Genomic DNA, 14215 nt, shown 5'->3' with positions numbered 1-14215 from the left:
GCTGAGACCTTTGGGCGCAGCCTTCCGCCACCATTGCAACCAAATTGGCCGTTTTACGTTGGCGGCCATGACAGACAGCAAGCCATTTGAGAAGCCGGTGGTGGTCGAACTCGGCCATGTCGGCAAATATCGCCAAATAAGCAGCACCCGCGAAGCGGCCGAGTGCCTGATGACCGTGTGGCCGCTCAATCGCGGCCAGCGGCATCGTGATGCTCTCGATACTTGCCTGAAAGCGCTGGAGGGGTATCGTTCGACGGCGGACGCGCGCCGCGCGCTGATCGAGGCAGCCGAGGAATCTGAAGTGCTGGTTCCCGAAGAAAGGCTGTCCGACGGAAAGCTGCATTGAGCAGGCAAAGGGCTTCTCGACCGGAGGATTCCATGGCGAAACTGACCTACAAGATCGTCGAGCATGACGGCGGCTGGGCCTACATGGTCGGCTCGACTTTTTCAGAAACATTTCCCACCCGCCAGGACGCGCTGCGCGCGGCTGAAATTGCTTCGGCCGAGCAGCAGGTCGCCGGCACCACGGATGGCATCCAGTATGAGGATTCCGAGGGTGTCTGGCATGACGAACTGGCCGATGGCCGCGACCGGCCGCAGACCGAAGTCTCAGAATAGTTTGCGTCGCCCGACCTTGCTGCGACCGACGCTGTAAAAGCTTCACGTCGGTCGCTCGCTGGCGAACGGACTACTTGCCGCAATACTGGTCGTTGACGTTCGGGCCGGCATTCGCGTCGGGGCCGGCCGTATCCGAGGCGCATGGGCCGACGGCACCGTTGCCGAAGCTGTTTAGCGCGCCGGCGTCGCGATCGGAATAAATGCTGCCCGTGGTGTAGGGATCAACCGGCACTTGCTCGCTATGGACCGGGCGATCACGATGCCACCACCACCAAGCGTCCGACGATTGTGCCATAGCCGAGGTGCCCATGGCCAGGACAAGCGCCGAGGCTGCAAAAATCTTCGTAAGCATAATTGGTACTCCATCTGGTGATTTGCCGCATTCTTGCTGGCCGGAAATTCGCCAGCCGACACGGATTAAAACCGAGGGTTGGAGCCGAAGTTCCCGTTGAAAGTGTAGGTGAGGCGGAATGTCCGACACTTTTGCGTGACGGTTCGTGGACGGACGCGATCCCTCTCGGCCTTTGACCGAACGGGATCCTCACGCTGGGAATGCGCGCGCGGCGATGCGCTCGATGAAGGCCACGACGCGTTCCGGTTCCACGAATTGCGGCATGTGCCCGAGCCCTTGGACGCGTTCGAAATCGAGCTCTCTGATCCTGCCCGGCATCGGTTCGCCATGAGCCGCGATGCCGATCACCCGGTCATCCGCGCCGAACAGAATGCCGGCCGGCATCAGGATCTCGCCATAGCGCTGTTCGAGGCGGCCGAGATCCTCTTCCACCGCCACGATATCGGTGGAGGTCGCCTGGAAATGGGCGGGCCGCAACCCGAGCCAACCACCTCCGGCGATCATGTAGTCCCCCGGCACGGCTTGCGGCGCAAAGATGAACTTCATCGTCGGCTCCGCATATTTCAGGCTGTACGGTATCGCTAAAGTATGGGCCAAGATCCAGCGCTTCAGGCGCGAGGGAACGTAGAGCAGGTCGAATTTCTGGCGCATCCTCGCCTCCAGATGCGTTAGCGGCGCGATGAGCGCGATGCCGGAAATCGCCGTCGGATGCTCGATCGCAAGTGCAAGCGCGATGGCGCCGCCCAGCGAATGACCGACGATCAAAGGCCGTTCGAGCCCAAGCTCCTCGATGAAGCGCCGCACCACTTCCGCCTGTTCGGGCAGACGGCCGCTCGCCCCGCCCGCCCGCACCGAGTATCCCGAGCCCGGCCGGTCGAGAGCGATTAGCCGGTAGCCGGCGCCGAAGCGGCCGAACAGCGTGTGCCGGAAATGGTGGAGTTGCGCGCCGAGCCCGTGCAGGAACACGATCGGCCTGCCCTCGCCTGCTTCGACATAGTGGATGCGGCTGCCGCCGATCTCGATGAACTTGCCGCACGCCGGTACCAGCCTCTCGGCCTTGGTCGCGATCCACCATGTTGCGAGCATGAAGCCGAGCACGACGGCGGCGGCCGCAACGAGCAGGCCACCGATCAGCCACGGCAAAATCGATATCAGCATCTTGCACCCGAGCCCTATCGACGCACCTTACTCGCAACCGTGTCTGCCACAAGAGCCCCGCCTCGCGTGCGCATTGCGGCCGGCTGTCCGCCGCGTTATTTCAGGCCACCTGCAGCCGGAGTGAGCCATGCCCGAAATCGTCACCGCCGCCATGCTCGTCATCGGCGACGAGATCCTCTCCGGCAGGACCAAGGACAAGAATATCGGCCATCTCGCCGATATCATGACCGCGATCGGCATCGACCTGAAGGAAGTGCGCATCGTTCCCGACGAGGAGGACGAGATTGTCGCCGCCGCCAACGCGCTGCGCGCCCGCTATACTTATGTCTTCACCACCGGCGGCATCGGCCCCACGCATGACGACATCACCGCCGATTCGATAGCCAAGGCCTTCGGCGTGCCTTGCGAATACGATGCCAGGGCTTACGCCATGTTGGAGGCAAGCTATGCCGAGCGCGGTATCGAATTCACCGAGGCGCGCAAGCGCATGGCGCGCATGCCGCGCGGCGCCGACCACATCGATAATCCGGTGTCGATCGCGCCAGGCTTCCGTATCGGCAACGTTCACGTGATGGCCGGTGTGCCGTCGATCTTCCAGGCGATGCTCGACAATGTCGTGCCGACGCTGAAGACTGGCATCAAGATGCTGTCGGCAACCGTGCACTGCCCGTTCGGCGAAGGCCTGATCGGCGGACCGCTGGCCGACATCCAAAAAGCGCATCCCGACACCATTATCGGCTCCTACCCGAAATATGGCGAGGGCAAATTCTGGACTGAGCTCGTGGTACGTGCCCGCGACGAAGCGGCTCTCGAGGCCGCGCGCCAAGACGTTGCGGCCATGGTGGCGGGCCTGTCGGCCGCGAGCTGACCCCGGAACCAGAAGGCGCGCGCCGACGTTTCTGGCACGGCACTTTCGTTGCGGCCATTGATGCCGGTGGCGATCTTGCGCCGATAAATTTGAGGGATCTGCCATGCGCTTCAAGACGATCGTCGCCATTCTGCAGAACGAACAGGACGCCGAGCGCGTGCTCGATTGCGCCATCCCGCTTGCCGAGCGGTTCGAAAGCCACCTCGTCGGCATCCACGCCGAAGCGCTTCCCGTCCCCTATACGTCGGCAACCGGTTTCCCCGACACCGAATTCCTGCAGGTCTCGGCCGAGATGAACAAGGAGCGCGCCGAGAAGCTGCAGGCGGTCTTTCTCAGGCGCGTCGAGGATTCCGACCTGTCCTTCGAGTGGCGGAGCCTCGAAAGCTTCTCCGGCGACAGCGCGCTGACCGGCATTTCGAGCGTGCGGGCGGCTGACCTGATTATCGCCGCGCAGCGCGACACCGGGGGCGATCCGGGCGCCGATGTCGATACGCTGGTCTACGATGCCGGCCGGCCGGTGCTTGTCGTTCCGCATGCCGGGCCGCTCGTCACCACCTTCAGGCGTGTGCTGCTGGCCTGGAACGGCAGTAAGGAGGCGGCTCGTGCAGCATTCGATGCCCTGCCCTTCATCAGCGAGGCGGACAAGACTGACATTCTCGTCATCGATCCGCCGGAAACGCTCGACGAGGCTCCCGAGGCGGCGGGCGCCGAGATCGCGGCTGCCTTGTCACGCCACGGCGCCAATGTCAGCGTTTCCGTGCAGAAATCGGGGGCAAGCTCGGTCGACGACATCATCCAGGAGAGGATCGCCGAATCCGGCGCCGATCTGCTGGTGCTCGGCGCCTACAGCCACTCATGGCTGCGACAGCTCCTGTTCGGCGGCGTCACCCGCACCGTGCTGCGCACGGCAAACGTGGCAGCCTTCCTGTCGAGATAAGCCTGTCTCCGCGAAGTGGGAATCGGGTTCGGGGGACATGGACATGTACCAAATAGGAACTTGCACCGCGTCGCCTGAACAGCGCGACGCGGTATAAGTACACAGCCATCCCTGGCTGCCACCTTGCCAAGGCCGGCGCTTTCCGGCTAATTCCGGCTGCATTCCATCGTATCTGCGCGCTGCGGCGCGCGCTTGCGGAGTGCACGAACCATGTCCCTTCCCGAAAAAGCCTTTCCGGTCTCCTGGGACCAGTTCCACCGCGATGCCCGCGCGCTCGCCTGGCGGCTTTCCGGCACCAACAAAGGCCAGTGGAAGGCGGTCGTCTGCATCACCCGAGGAGGCCTGGTGCCCGCCGCGATCATTTCGCGCGAGCTTGGCATCCGCGTCATCGAAACGGTCTGCGTCGCCTCCTATCACGACTACACCAGCCAGGGTCAGTTGCAGGTGCTGAAGGAGATCTCGCCTTCGCTTCTTGCCGATGACGGCGCGGGGGTGCTCATCATCGACGACCTCACCGATACCGGCAAGACGGCCGGTATCGTGCGCGCCATAATGCCGAAGGCGCATTTCGCCACCGTCTATGCCAAGCCGAAGGGCAGGCCTCTGGTCGATACATTCGTCACCGAGGTCAGCCAGGACACCTGGATCTACTTCCCGTGGGACATGGGTTTCACCTATCAGAAGCCGATTGCCGACGATCACGCCGGCTGATCGTTGGAAGCTGCTGTTTCCGTCCAGAGCCCGCCCAAATCACTGTTTGCCGCATAGTTTCTCGATTGCCTGGCCCTGGCCGGGTTAACCAACCCGAGTGAAGTTTTTTACTTTTATCGTCCACAATACGTCGTAAGATTCGTTTGATGGCAAATGATTCTAGAGGCTCGGGGCAGCTTCTACGATGTTGACGAGGCCAACGACGCACAACCAGATTGCCGAAAGAGTCCGACGACTCTTCGGCGCAGTGCCCTGCCGCCTGCAGGTTGCGGCCCTGCCTTGGCGCGAGAACGAAAACGGCGTCGAGATCATGCTGATCACCAGCCGCGATACCGGGCGCTGGGTGCTGCCGAAAGGCTGGCGGAAGCCAGGGAGCCGCTTTGTGTAGCTGCCGCCCGCGAAGCGGGCGAGGAAGCGGGATTGCACGGCACGGTCTCGCATCTCGAAGCCGGCCGCTATTTCTACGGCAAGGTCCTGGCATCCGGCGAGGAAGTGCCTTGCGAGGTCCTGGTGTTCCCGCTCAAGGTCGATCGCGTCGCGGACCGCTGGAAGGAAAAGCGCGCCCGCACCCGTAAATGGGTCGGCTCCGCCGAGGCCGCCCGCATGGTCAACGAGCCCGATCTTTGCCAGATCATTGCCTATTTCTGCGCCGATCCGCATAAATTCGCCTGAGTCATCGCTCAAATAACGCATATGTGACCCGACGAGCATGCCGCGCGTTGCGGTGCGCGAACATCGGTGCTTTGTGTGGTTAATGCAGTGCCGATTCGGCTAATGGCGTCGATCGATGACGAACTCCGCGCAACCACTTGAAGAAAACTCCGGCGAACACCGGCGCGAGCACCGCCAGCGCGTGCTCAAGGGCGGGACGATCATCACCGGTATCCAGAATTCCGAGGTCAGTTGCACGTTGCGCAATCAGAATATCGGTGGCGCCGAGCTGAAAGTCGCACCGGAATCACGCGTTCCCGATCGTTTCCTGCTCTACGTCCCGCTCGATGGCGTGGCGTATCGCGCGGAAGTCCGCTGGCGCCGCAACGACCGCGTGGGCGTCAAGTTCACCGGTACCGAGGCCAAGCCCAAGTTGCACTACGGCTGACGGTCGGTCCGCAAGGCGGGAAGGCACCCGGCCGAAGCCGGATGACTTTCCTCAGGCGACCAGGCCTTTGGTGAGTTCGAGCGCCTGGCGCTCGAACAGCCGACGGTAGATACCACCGTTCAGCCGGATAAGCTCGTCGTGCGAGCCTTCCTCGATGATGCGGCCGCGGTCGAAAACCAGCAGCCGGTCGAGTGCCCGCACGGTCGAAAGCCGGTGTGCGATGACCAATGTCGTGCGCCCGACCATCAGCCGCTCCATCGCCTTCTGGATGAGCACCTCCGATTCGGAATCCAGGCTCGATGTCGCCTCGTCCAGGATCAGGATGCGCGCATCGGCCAGGAAGGCGCGCGCGATCGCCACGCGCTGGCGCTCGCCGCCCGACAGTTTCACGCCGCGCTCGCCGGACCAGGGTTCCGTAACCCTTGGGCAGATCGGCAATGAAGTCGTGCGCGCTGGCGAGCTTCGCGGCATGCTCGATCTCGGCCTGCGTTGCGCCCGGCCTGGCATAGGCGATGTTCTCGGCCAGCGACCGGTGAAACAGGATCGGCTCCTGCTGCACGATGGCGATCTGGCTGCGCAACGATGATTGCGCAACCTTCGAGATGTCCTGGCCGTCTATCAGGATCCGGCCCCCGTTCACGTCATAGAGGCGCTGGATCAGCTTGACGAACGTCGTCTTGCCCGATCCCGAATGACCGACCAGCCCGACGCGTTCACCCGCGGCGATCTCGACCGAGAAGTCGCGATAGAGCGGCAGCCTGTGATTGCCGTAATGGAACGTCACCTTGTCGAACGCAATGCTGCCGTCGGTGATCCGGATCGGAGCGGCACCGGGCCGGTCCTCGATGCCGAGCGGTTCGGACTGGAAGTCGACCAATTCCTCCATGTCGTTGATCGAGCGCTGCAGGTTGCGGATATGCGTGCCGATATCGCGCAGATAGCCCTGCAGGACAAAGAACGACGTCAAAACAAAAGCGATGTCGCCGGCACTCGCCTCGCCCCAGGCCCAAAGCATGAGCGCAAGGCCGATCACGGCCGCCCTCATCAAGAGCAGCATCGTGCCTTGCGCGGTGCCGTTGAACGTGCCGCGCACCCAGGTACGGCCCGTGCGCAGACGCCATTTGGCGACCACGCGGGCAAGCCGCGCTTCCTCGCGCGCCTCGGCGCCAAAACCCTTGACCACGGCATTGCAGCTCACCGCGTCGGCCAGCACGCCGCCGAGGCGTGTATCCCAGCTGTTGGCGAGGCGTGCCGCCGGCGCGACGTAGCCAAGCGACAGCATGGCGGTGACGGCGATGAACATCACCGAGCCGATCGCGACCACCAACCCCATCATCGGCCAGAACCAGCCGAGCAGCAGTGTCGAGCCCACCAGCATGACGAACGACGGCAGCAGCGCGATCAGGATCGTGTCGTTGAGCAGGTCGAGCGCCCACATGCCACGCGTTATCTTGCGCACCGTCGAGCCGGCGAAGCTGTTGGCGTGCCAGTCCGTCGAGAAGCGCTGGACGCGGTGGAACGCGTCGGCGGCGATGTCCGACATCATCTTCAACGTCAGTTCAACAATCCCCATGAAGGCGGCGTTGCGCAGCACCACGGCCGCCAACGCCAGCGCCATCAGGATGGAGAACGCCGTCATTGCGGCGTGCCACGCAACCTCGTCGGCGCCGGCGCTGCTGGCGACCGCGTCGACCAGCCGGCCGGAATAGAGCGGCGTCAGCACGTCGGCCAGCGTCGAGAGCAGGAATGCGCCCATGATGAGCGACAGGCGCCACGGCTGGCGGCGCCAGTGGCCAAGCGTGAAGCCGAGCACGCTGCGAAAGGCGCTGGCGCGCAGATCTATTCTGAAACGAGCCATGATGTCATCCGGGCGCAGAGAGGCCCGGTCCCGCTAAAATCAAATTGGAAAACCCGCGCCGGCGCCCTATGGCGCCCTTAAAACGGGGAGGTTCAGTATGGCTGGTCGCGCGCCCTCGGTGGCGACCGGCAGGAGCCAGATGCCTGCCTGCGGATGGCCTTCCGAACGGAGTTCGGACGGCCGGTGCAGATCTAGGCTTCGCGGCCTCGCATAACGATGTCAAATCCTGCCATACGGTCCTCCCGAAAGGGAATCGCGGAAGCGCTCTTATAGAGGCGGCTCACCATCTCGCCAAGGCAGGGCGGCGCCAGGAGGGCTTCTTGTCCGGCCACTGAGACGATTTTGCAACAATGGTGGATTGCGCTGCGAACAGCGCCGGTTCAGGCGAACAGCTTTGCGTTTCAGCGGACTAGCGGCGATCCCGGAACCGATTGGTGATCGGGTAGCGGCGGTCGCGGCCGAAATTCTTCTTCGTGATCTTCACGCCTGGGGCCGCCTGCCGGCGCTTGTACTCAGCAATGTAGAGCAGATGCTCGACGCGCGTCACCGTCGCCCGGTCGTGGCCGCGCGCGACGATGTCGTCAACACCCATCTCGTGCTCGACTAGGCATTCGAGAATGTCGTCCAGCACCGGGTAAGGCGGCAGCGAATCCTGGTCGGTCTGGTTTTCGCGCAGCTCCGCCGACGGCGCCTTATCGATGATGTTCTTCGGAATGACCTCGCCCGATGGGCCGAGCGCCCCCGGCGGCACATGCGTGTTGCGCCAGCGCGCCAGCGCATAGACCTGCATCTTGTAGAGGTCCTTGATCGGGTTGAAGCCGCCATTCATGTCGCCATAGAGGGTGGCGTAGCCGACCGACATCTCACTCTTGTTGCCGGTGGTGACGACCATCGAACCGAACTTGTTCGAGATCGCCATCAGGATCGTGCCGCGCGCACGGCTCTGCAGGTTTTCCTCGGTGATACCTTCCTGAGTGCCCTCGAAGAGCTGGGTCAGCGCATGCCGGAAACCTTCGACCGGCTCGGAGATCGGCACGATGTCGTAACGGCAGCCGAGAGCGCGGGCGCAATCCTCGGCGTCCTTCAGCGAGTCCTTCGAGGTATAGCGATAGGGCATCATGACGGTGCGCAGCCGCTCCTCGCCAAGCGCGTCGACCGCCAGTGCAGCGCAGATCGCGGAGTCGATGCCGCCGGAGAGGCCGAGCACCACGTTCTTGAAGCCGTTCTTGTTCACGTAGTCGCGCAGGCCCAGCATGCAGGCCCGGTAGTCGGCCTCCTCCCGCTCCGGAATCTTCGACATTGGGCCTTCCGAACAGACCCAGGTGCCATCCCTTCGCTTCCAGGTGGTGACGTCGACCGCTTCCTCGAACTGGCTCATCTGGAAGGCAAGCGTCTTGTCCGCGCCGATGGCGAAGGAGGCGCCGTCGAAGATGAGTTCGTCCTGGCCACCAAGCTGATTGGCGTAGATCATCGGCAATCCGCATTCGATGACCTGACGGATCACCACCTGGTGGCGGACGTCGATCTTGGCGCGGTAGTAGGGCGAGCCGTTCGGCACAAGCAGGATCTCGGCGCCGCTCTCGGCCAGCGTCTCGCAGACGGCGACTTCGCCCCAGATGTCCTCGCAGATCGGGACACCGATGCGCACCCCGCGGAAATTCACCGGCCCCTGCAGCTCCGGCCCGGCCTGGAAAACGCGCTTCTCGTCGAACTCGCCATAGTTCGGCAGGTCGAGCTTGTAGCGCTCGGCGATGATCTTGCCGCGATCGGCGAAGACGATGGAGTTATGCGTGCCGGTCCGGCGCTTCAGCGGCGTGCCGATGATGACGCCAGGACCGCCATCGGCGGTGTCGGCGGCGAAATCCTGCGCCGCCTTTTCGCAAGCCTTCAGGAAGGCCGGCTTCAGCACCAGGTCTTCCGGCGGATAGCCGGCGAGGAAGAGCTCCGTGTAGAGCACCAGATCGGCGCCCTGGCGGGCCGCATCCGCCCTTGCCTCGCGCGCCTTGGCGAGATTGCCGGCGACGTCGCCGACGGTCGGGTTGAGCTGGGCGACGGCAATGCGCAGTAGGTCGGGAGCGGTCTGGGTCATGAATTGGATTTAGCGTGGCGGCAATCGCCGGGCAATGGCGATTGCTTGTGCCACCCAGGACTGGCCGGCGAATGCCGGTCATGTCCCGCCTCAGCCGGAGGCGATCAGGCCTGCTCGCCCATGTATTCGCGCAGCGTCTCCGGCGAATGGTTCTCGCCGATCGACATCGCCAGAATGCGCGAGATGTGCCGGCGCGGCAGCCCGGTCGCGGCGGACCATCGGTTGATCTGCGCCTGGATCTTGTCGAGATCCCGCTTCGAAGTCGGGCTTTCGGCGATGTCGAGACCGGCGTCGCGCAGCGCCGCCGCCATGTCGGCGGAAACAATGAAGGTGTCCCACTCCAGCCAGCGCAGAAAATACTGGCCGGTGTTGCCGCCGAGCCGGCTGCCATGCTTGCCGAGATAGGCGGTCAGCCCGACCTGGTCGTCGGCCGGCCAGTCGGCCAGGAACTTGCCGAAGCCGCCATGTTGCTTCGAGACGCGGTCGACGAAAGCCGCGTTGTCGCGCACGGATTTGATCTTTTGCGGGTTGCGCACGATGCGCTTGTCGGACGCCAGCTCGTGCCAGAACTCGTCCGGCTGGAACAGGAGCCGCTTCGGCTCGAAGCCAAGGAACGCCTCCTCGAAACCAGGCCATTTCTGCTCGATCACACGCCAGACGAAACCGGCGGCAAAGATGCGCTCGGCCATGGTGGAGAGGATGCGGTCGTCATGAACTTTCGCCACGGCAGTGTTGTCGGGCATGGGTCCGAGCAGCGACGCCAGCGCCTCTTCACCGCCCTTGCGTTTTGCCGCCCGGGCACGAATTTGCTGGAAGTCGGCCATTTCCGCCCTCGCCTGTTCCGACCAATCTATCACTTCCCGTCAGGCTCGGTAGCCTCTACCTCTATAAGCAATTCCAGGAAAAGTGCGCAGCGGTTTTCCGTCCGGTATTGCGTGAGATAAGTGAGCAATCTCAGGAAAAACGTGCAGCGGTTACCATCCGGATTCTTGGAAACGCGGGCCTGACGACGGAGAGGACGATGAACAAGACGGTCGAGGATCTGTCGAACCGCTGGCTGAAGCGACAGCCGGACGGTCTCTCTCCTCTCGAGAGCCGCGTGCTCAAGTCGACGCTGGAACGCACCACCATCACCAGGGACACCAACAAGGCAGTCGCCTTTCATCAGAGCTATGGGGATCGCGTTGCCGACACGATCGCCCGTATCGGCGGCTCATGGTCCTTCATTCTGGGCTTCATCGCCTTTCTGGTGCTGTGGACCTTTGGCAATGTCTGGCTCTTGTCGCGGAACGCCTTCGATCCCTATCCCTTCATCTTCCTCAACCTCGTGCTCTCGATGGTCGCCGCCTTGCAAGCACCGGTGATCATGATGTCGCAGAACCGCCAGACCGAGCGTGACCGCATCGACGCCGCCCATGACTATGAAGTCAACCTGAAGGCCGAGATCGAGATCATGGCGCTGCATGAGAAGCTCGACGAACTGCGCCACAGTGAGCTCATCGGCATGCGCGACGAGATCCTGCGCATGGCCGAGCAGATCAGGCGGATCGACGAAAAGCTGTCGGCGCGGTCGGCGGGCTGATGACCGAGGCCATCCATCGTCTCATCGAGCAATACGGGCTGATCGCGGTCTTCCTCGGTTGCGTCGCCGAGGGCGAAAGCGCTGCCATCCTCGGCGGCTTCTTCGCCCATCAGCACATATTCGTGCTCTGGCAGGCTTTCCTGGCCGCCTTTCTCGGCGCCTTCGCCGGCGACACGGCTTTCTTCACCCTCGGCCGCAGCTTTGCCGATCATCCCTTTGTCGTCAGGCTTCGCAGGCGGCCGGGTTTTCGCCGCGCCTACCGGGTGCTCAACACCCATCCCAACATCTTCGTGCTGACGAACCGCTACATCTACGGAATGCGGCTTGTCGGCGGCATCGCCGCAGGGCTGTCGACCGTGTCGGTGCCGCGCTTCGTCATCCTGAACGCCATCTCGTCGGCGGTCTGGGCAACCCTCTTCGGCACCCTCGGCTATGTCTTCGGGCTGGGGGCGGAGCGCATGGTCGGCCAGGCATTTGCCCGCCATGAGCGCGTGCTCGTAGCCCTCGCCGTCGGCATCGCTGTGGCCGTCCTGGCCGGACTGGTTGCCCGCCATTTTGCCGGAAGGGAGCGCGCAAAGGACGCAAAAGAGGATCAGGCCGAATCCTAAGCTGTCGGACCGATGCCTCCCGGTCAGATCGGCGCGCCGAGGATGCGCTCGACGATGGCAATGCCCCAGACGCCCGCCGCAATCACGATCGAAATCAGCACCGCCAACGAGCCGCAGTCCTTGGCGAGCTGGATGTCGATGTGGAACTCGCGGGAGATCGCGTCGCACGCCGCCTCGATGCCTGTGTTGAGCACCTCGACCAGGATCATCAGCAGAACCGCGCCGATCAGCAAGGCGTAGCCGCGCCAGGATACCGAGATGAACCAGCCGGCCGGCAGAGCGAGCGCAAGCAGCATCAACTCCTGCTGGAACGCCTTTTCGTGAGCAGCCAGCTTGCGGAAAGCCCGCACCGAATTGATGAAAGCGTCGATCAGCCGCTGCATGCCCAGCCCCGTTTCGAATCACCGTGAGGGGATATCGCAACAGCCGGGTCAAGGGAATAAGGCAGGCGGCCCAAAAGTCACTCGACCGCGACCTTTATCGACGGCGTCGACTTGTCGAACTGCGGCAGGCCGTCGTCGATTGCATAATAGTCGCCCTTGTCGCCGACGAAGATGTGGCTTTCGGCCGAAAGCCCGGTCGGCTTGTCGAACGAGCCGGCCATGATGGAGATCGTGTCGAGCTCGTTGTGCTTCCAGAACAGCACCGAGCCGCAGCTGCGGCAAAAGCCGCGTTTCGCAATGTCGGACGCGCCGTACCAAGCAAGCGCGTCGGCCCCCTCGATGTCGATGTCGGCGTCCCTCGAAGAAGTCGCTGCAACGAAATGGCCGGTTTGCTTGCGGCACTGCGAGCAGTGGCAATAGACCACTCCGCGCAGCGCTCCTCTCGTCGTGAAGCGCACCGCTCCGCACAGGCACGATCCAGTGTGATTTTCGCCCATCCCGGCCTCCTTCAACGCCATTCACCTCGAGCGCGCCGGACAAGATTCCAGTTTTGCGCTCGTCCGGCGCAGGCAAATGCGACACCGAAGCGGCGCGTTTCAAAAGCTGCGCCTGCACCGCAGTGCAACCTGAAGCAGCAAAAAACGGTCTGGAAACGCCCGCCATTAAGGAAACTTTAGCGCAGCTGCATTTATGGTTCCTGCAGGCGATGGTCGTGTTGGGGACGCGGCCTAGCATCGCAATTCTGATTCGATCCCCATATTGGCGGCTCCCGGCGGTGGCAGGTCTCCGGTCGCGCACTGAAGGGGGTAGTGAACAGACTATGCAGCCGGCAGCCGTCCCGAGCGACAGAAATGGCGACATCGCCAGCACCGTTGTGGCGACCATGCGCCAGCTCGGCCTGCTCGGCCTGCCGCGCAACTACGAAATCTTCTATGAAGCGCTGAGCGGCAGCAATCACGAGCTCAGCCTCGCTGTCGTCTCGTTGAGCAATCGGCCGACGCAAGAGGATCTCGATCGCATCGGACGCACCTTCTTCCCGCAGCACCACGGGCCTGCGATCGTCGAACACGCCCGCGAGGTGGTCGCCAAGGAGCTTGAGGACGTCGCCGCGCTGCTGCGCAGCGAGCGCAGCCATATCGAAAAGTACGGCCGCATCCTCGACGAGACGTCGAGCGGCCTGAGCAATCGCAGCCTGCTTTCCCAGGATCTGCTGCAAAAGATCGCCGGCGCGATGTCAGCCGCCACCAGTTCGACGCTGGATCACAACCGCCAGATCGCGAGCACGCTCAGCGAAAAGACGGCCGAGCTCGAGAGCGTCAAATCGAAGTTGGAGGAATACAAGCGGCTCGCCAATACCGATCCGCTGACGCAGATCTGGAATCGCCGCGCCTTCGACAAGGAAATCACGCGCATCTACAACAGCAACCGCGGTATCCTCTTCAACGCGCTCATCCTTGCCGACATCGATCGCTTCAAGGACATCAACGACCGTTACGGCCATCCGGTCGGCGACAGGATCATCCAGATCATCGCCGACATCTTCCAGTCCAGCATCCGCGCCGACATGTTCGTGGCGCGCACCGGCGGCGAGGAGTTCGCGCTGATCGTCGAAGGCGCCAGCGAGGATACCACCTATGAAATCGCCGAGCGCATCCGCGTGCTGATCGAACAGACGCCGTTCACCAGCAGCCAGACCGGGATGAACTATGGCACGGTGACTGTCTCGATGGGCATTTGCATGGCTTCCGAGGCCGACACCCCCGAAGACCTTTACACCAAGGCCGACCGCGCGCTCTATCGCTCCAAGATCGGCGGCCGCAACCGCGTCACCAGGCATTCCACAATGGCCGGCCGTGCCGGCAAGGGCTGGCTGCTCTACAAGAAGGACTGAGTGCACTTTGAAAGCCCTTTCCAAATGAATTTCTGTGGACTATATTTTCCACGGAAATGAA

At 63.1% G+C, this 14215-nt stretch carries 15 protein-coding genes and 2 pseudogenes; 10 read left to right on the top strand and 7 right to left on the bottom strand.

The window, feature by feature from the left end; genetic code table 11:
• The first annotated feature begins 67 nt into the window (after positions 1–67).
• Positions 68–346, top strand: coding sequence for a DUF982 domain-containing protein (locus CK218_RS26205; RefSeq protein WP_066998903.1), 279 nt, complete (start codon positions 68–70; stop codon positions 344–346).
• A 32-nt stretch (positions 347–378) separates the two neighbouring features.
• Positions 379–618, top strand: a complete 240-nt coding sequence (locus CK218_RS26200; protein ID WP_066998906.1) for a DUF2188 domain-containing protein — start codon at positions 379–381, stop codon at positions 616–618.
• Positions 619–688: 70 nt separating this feature from the next.
• Here the strand turns inward: CK218_RS26200 and CK218_RS26195 are convergent, their stop codons facing one another.
• Both CK218_RS26195 and CK218_RS26190 read right to left on the bottom strand, forming a co-directional pair.
• Positions 689–970, bottom strand: coding sequence for a hypothetical protein (locus CK218_RS26195; RefSeq protein WP_095829376.1), 282 nt, complete (start codon positions 968–970; stop codon positions 689–691).
• A gap of 189 nt (positions 971–1159) precedes the next feature.
• Positions 1160–2128 carry an alpha/beta fold hydrolase gene (locus CK218_RS26190; protein WP_095829375.1) on the bottom strand — a complete coding sequence of 323 codons (969 nt, stop codon included), beginning with the start codon at positions 2126–2128 and terminating at the stop codon, positions 1160–1162.
• Between the two features lie 127 nt (positions 2129–2255).
• On the opposite strand from CK218_RS26190, the gene CK218_RS26185 reads away from it, so the two are divergent.
• The 5 genes and pseudogenes from CK218_RS26185 (at position 2256) to CK218_RS26165 (ending at position 5743) form a co-directional block, all read left to right on the top strand.
• The gene (locus tag CK218_RS26185) at positions 2256–2996 is read left to right on the top strand and encodes a competence/damage-inducible protein A (protein WP_066998913.1); all 741 of its coding nucleotides are present in this window, start codon (positions 2256–2258) and stop codon (positions 2994–2996) included.
• Between the two features lie 103 nt (positions 2997–3099).
• On the top strand, positions 3100–3933 hold the full coding sequence (locus CK218_RS26180) for a universal stress protein (RefSeq protein WP_067328185.1): 834 nt from the start codon (positions 3100–3102) through the stop codon (positions 3931–3933).
• A gap of 210 nt (positions 3934–4143) precedes the next feature.
• Positions 4144–4644 (top strand): xanthine phosphoribosyltransferase, encoded by a 501-nt coding sequence (gpt, locus tag CK218_RS26175; protein WP_095829374.1) that lies wholly within the window; start codon positions 4144–4146, stop codon positions 4642–4644.
• Positions 4645–4828: 184 nt separating this feature from the next.
• A pseudogene (locus CK218_RS26170) lies at positions 4829–5316 on the top strand (NUDIX hydrolase).
• Between the two features lie 115 nt (positions 5317–5431).
• On the top strand, positions 5432–5743 hold the full coding sequence (locus tag CK218_RS26165; protein WP_095829373.1) for a PilZ domain-containing protein: 312 nt from the start codon (positions 5432–5434) through the stop codon (positions 5741–5743).
• A 51-nt stretch (positions 5744–5794) separates the two neighbouring features.
• On the opposite strand, the pseudogene CK218_RS26160 reads toward CK218_RS26165, so the two are convergent.
• The 3 genes and pseudogenes from CK218_RS26160 to CK218_RS26150 all read right to left on the bottom strand — a co-directional run bounded on the left by CK218_RS26160 (position 5795) and on the right by CK218_RS26150 (position 10514).
• Positions 5795–7601: pseudogene (locus CK218_RS26160) on the bottom strand (ABC transporter ATP-binding protein).
• 409 nt (positions 7602–8010) lie between these two features.
• Complete coding sequence (locus CK218_RS26155; protein ID WP_095829372.1) at positions 8011–9690, bottom strand: NAD+ synthase; 1680 nt, start codon at positions 9688–9690, stop codon at positions 8011–8013.
• Positions 9691–9794: 104 nt separating this feature from the next.
• Positions 9795–10514: a DNA-3-methyladenine glycosylase I gene (locus CK218_RS26150; RefSeq protein ID WP_095829371.1), complete on the bottom strand. Its 720-nt coding sequence runs from the start codon at positions 10512–10514 to the stop codon at positions 9795–9797.
• Positions 10515–10711: 197 nt separating this feature from the next.
• Here CK218_RS26150 and CK218_RS26145 point away from each other — a divergent pair, with 197 nt between their 5' ends.
• The gene (locus tag CK218_RS26145; RefSeq protein WP_095779282.1) at positions 10712–11272 is read left to right on the top strand and encodes a DUF1003 domain-containing protein; all 561 of its coding nucleotides are present in this window, start codon (positions 10712–10714) and stop codon (positions 11270–11272) included.
• Positions 11272–11880 carry a DedA family protein gene (locus tag CK218_RS26140; RefSeq protein ID WP_095829370.1) on the top strand — a complete coding sequence of 203 codons (609 nt, stop codon included), beginning with the start codon at positions 11272–11274 and terminating at the stop codon, positions 11878–11880. Before CK218_RS26145 ends, CK218_RS26140 begins: the two co-directional genes overlap by 1 nt.
• A 23-nt stretch (positions 11881–11903) precedes the next feature.
• On the opposite strand, the gene CK218_RS26135 is transcribed toward CK218_RS26140, so the two are convergent.
• A complete protein-coding gene (locus CK218_RS26135) occupies positions 11904–12263 on the bottom strand; it encodes a diacylglycerol kinase (RefSeq protein WP_095779280.1) in 360 nt (119 codons plus the stop codon).
• A gap of 77 nt (positions 12264–12340) precedes the next feature.
• Positions 12341–12760 (bottom strand): GFA family protein, encoded by a 420-nt coding sequence (locus CK218_RS26130; protein ID WP_095779305.1) that lies wholly within the window; start codon positions 12758–12760, stop codon positions 12341–12343.
• A gap of 323 nt (positions 12761–13083) precedes the next feature.
• On the opposite strand from CK218_RS26130, the gene CK218_RS26125 reads away from it, so the two are divergent.
• Positions 13084–14154 (top strand): diguanylate cyclase, encoded by a 1071-nt coding sequence (locus tag CK218_RS26125; RefSeq protein WP_067328165.1) that lies wholly within the window; start codon positions 13084–13086, stop codon positions 14152–14154.
• Positions 14155–14215: the final 61 nt, after the last annotated feature.

Origin of the sequence: Mesorhizobium sp. WSM3879 (assembly GCF_002294915.1) — a bacterium.
In the GTDB taxonomy this organism is placed as follows: domain Bacteria; phylum Pseudomonadota; class Alphaproteobacteria; order Rhizobiales; family Rhizobiaceae; genus Mesorhizobium.
Note: the sequence above shows the minus strand (reverse complement) of the source record. Positions and strands in the feature narration are given on the sequence as shown.

Excerpts from the sequence above, each read along its gene's own strand:
- CK218_RS26130 (WP_095779305.1), bottom strand. The coding sequence starts at position 12,760 with ATGGGCGAAAATCACACTGGATCGTGCCTGTGCGGAGCGGTGCGCTTC.
- CK218_RS26200 (WP_066998906.1), top strand. The coding sequence starts at position 379 with ATGGCGAAACTGACCTACAAGATCGTCGAGCATGACGGCGGCTGGGCC.
- CK218_RS26165 (WP_095829373.1), top strand. The coding sequence starts at position 5,432 with ATGACGAACTCCGCGCAACCACTTGAAGAAAACTCCGGCGAACACCGG.
- CK218_RS26135 (WP_095779280.1), bottom strand. The coding sequence starts at position 12,263 with ATGCAGCGGCTGATCGACGCTTTCATCAATTCGGTGCGGGCTTTCCGC.
- CK218_RS26145 (WP_095779282.1), top strand. The coding sequence starts at position 10,712 with ATGAACAAGACGGTCGAGGATCTGTCGAACCGCTGGCTGAAGCGACAG.
- CK218_RS26150 (WP_095829371.1), bottom strand. The coding sequence starts at position 10,514 with ATGGCCGACTTCCAGCAAATTCGTGCCCGGGCGGCAAAACGCAAGGGC.
- CK218_RS26180 (WP_067328185.1), top strand. The coding sequence starts at position 3,100 with ATGCGCTTCAAGACGATCGTCGCCATTCTGCAGAACGAACAGGACGCC.
- CK218_RS26140 (WP_095829370.1), top strand. The coding sequence starts at position 11,272 with ATGACCGAGGCCATCCATCGTCTCATCGAGCAATACGGGCTGATCGCG.
- CK218_RS26155 (WP_095829372.1), bottom strand. The coding sequence starts at position 9,690 with ATGACCCAGACCGCTCCCGACCTACTGCGCATTGCCGTCGCCCAGCTC.
- CK218_RS26190 (WP_095829375.1), bottom strand. The coding sequence starts at position 2,128 with ATGCTGATATCGATTTTGCCGTGGCTGATCGGTGGCCTGCTCGTTGCG.
- gpt (WP_095829374.1), top strand. The coding sequence starts at position 4,144 with ATGTCCCTTCCCGAAAAAGCCTTTCCGGTCTCCTGGGACCAGTTCCAC.
- CK218_RS26195 (WP_095829376.1), bottom strand. The coding sequence starts at position 970 with ATGCTTACGAAGATTTTTGCAGCCTCGGCGCTTGTCCTGGCCATGGGC.
- CK218_RS26125 (WP_067328165.1), top strand. The coding sequence starts at position 13,084 with ATGCAGCCGGCAGCCGTCCCGAGCGACAGAAATGGCGACATCGCCAGC.
- CK218_RS26185 (WP_066998913.1), top strand. The coding sequence starts at position 2,256 with ATGCCCGAAATCGTCACCGCCGCCATGCTCGTCATCGGCGACGAGATC.
- CK218_RS26205 (WP_066998903.1), top strand. The coding sequence starts at position 68 with ATGACAGACAGCAAGCCATTTGAGAAGCCGGTGGTGGTCGAACTCGGC.